The organism is Citrobacter sp. Cpo037 (genome assembly GCF_030332945.1).
Lineage (GTDB): Bacteria > Pseudomonadota > Gammaproteobacteria > Enterobacterales > Enterobacteriaceae > Citrobacter > Citrobacter portucalensis.
Map to the genome: position 1 here is coordinate 1 of NZ_JAOWGW010000010.1, position 1,732 is coordinate 1,732.

Genomic DNA, 1,732 nt, shown 5'->3' on the forward strand with positions numbered 1-1,732 from the left:
TGGCTCATGATGTCCCTCTGGGATGCGCTCCGGATGAATATGATGATCTCATATCAGGAACTTGTTCGCACCTTCCTTAGGCTTCACGCGTCATTGACTGGGAATATCTTCCACACAGTCTCACCTCTAGGTTGTACTTTGAACTATAGGTTTTAGCTCAGAAAGTGTTGGTATATTAAGTATGGATAAACGCGTAACTAGTTGAATTTTATGAAGTGGAAATATTGTGGATATACCAGCAAGAAAAGTTAAGTTATTGAAAATATTACCAATGAAATCGGTCTCGAAAACCGGAGTAGGGGCAACTCTACCGGGGGTTCAAATCCCCCTCTCTCCGCCACTATTCAAGCACTTGCACGCCTCGCTTTCAACGACAGTTCTCATGGATGTTTTTTTCTTTGAGTATCCTCACAAGTTTATCGTTGTAATGCCCGTGTGATAAAAAAATACGTTTCGTATAAATAAAAAGCCCGCTTCATATGAAGCGGGCTTGCTTGTTTTTGCGTCAATTAGAACTGGTAGACTAAACCAACCGCAACGATGTCGTCAGTTGCGATACCATTGCTTTCATAGAAGCTGTCGTCTTCGTCCAGCAGGTTGATTTTATAATCGACATAGGTGGACATGTTTTTGTTGAAATAGTACGTCATGCCCACATCAACATATTTTACCAGGTCTTTGTCGACATAACGCCAGTTACCACGACTGACTTCCTGACCACCTAAATCGCTACCTTTAGATTGCAGGTAAGCGATGGAAGGGCGCAGGCCAAAGTCGAACTGGTACTGAGCAACGGCTTCAAAGTTTTGCGTTTTGTTAGCGATACCGCCGCTAGCCTCACCGTTACCACCGCCATAGTAAGTCATATTGCGGGTTTCTGAATACATGGCTGCCAGGTAAACGTTGTTCGCATCATATTTAGCACCAACGGTCCAGGCTTCAGCTGTTTCACCGCCCGCATAGTTGTTACGTTGGTTCATTCCGCCCTGGTAACCACGCGCAACCTGTTCATCAGTACGGTCAGATGCGGAGTATGCCGCACCCAGGCTTAAACCAAAGTCGAAGTCATAGGAGGTAGACATACCGAAACCGTCACCGTTTTCTTTCGCCAGTTTACGGTTTTGGCTATTACCGGAACCCTCCTGGCCACTCCATGTACCTTCACCTTCATTATTACCCTGATACTGCAGTGCAAAGTTCAGGCCATCAACCAGACCGAAGAAGCCGTTATTACGGTAGGTGGCCACGCCGTTGGTACGACCGGTCATATACACGTCGGTCTGGGTGTAGGTATCACCGCCAAATTCCGGCAGCATATCGGTCCAGGCTTCTACGTCGTAGACCACGCCATAGTTACGACCGTAGTCGAAGGTACCGTTCTGGCCAAAACCTAAGCCGGCAAAGCCCAGACGAGTCCAGGAATCGCCTTTGTCACCTTCGGTGCCGTTGGCCTGAATGTTATATTCCCACTGACCGTAACCGGTCAGCATCTCGTTGATCTGTGTTTCACCCTTGAAACCTACACGCGCATAGGTCTGATCGCCATCGTTGCCCGCATCGTCAGAGAAATAACGCAGACCATCGACTTTACCGTACAGATCCAGTTTATTGCCGTTCTTATTATAGATTTCAGCCGCATTTGCTGCGCCTGCAGCTAAGGAAGGTGCGAACAAGTTCCTGATATGAGATCATCATATTCATCCGGAGCGCATCCCAGAGGGACATCATGAGC

1 protein-coding gene and 1 tRNA gene are annotated in these 1,732 nt (G+C 47.5%); one reads left to right on the top strand and one right to left on the bottom strand.

Features of this window, described 5'->3' with window-relative positions; genetic code table 11:
• Positions 1-217 precede the first annotated feature (217 nt).
• Positions 218-340: transfer RNA gene (locus tag OGX94_RS00825), tRNA-OTHER, on the top strand.
• 169 nt (positions 341-509) lie between these two features.
• Here OGX94_RS00825 and ompC read toward each other — a convergent pair.
• A complete protein-coding gene (gene ompC, locus OGX94_RS00830) occupies positions 510-1,673 on the bottom strand; it encodes a porin OmpC (protein WP_286568503.1) in 1,164 nt (387 codons plus the stop codon).
• Between the last annotated feature and the right edge of the window lie 59 nt (positions 1,674-1,732).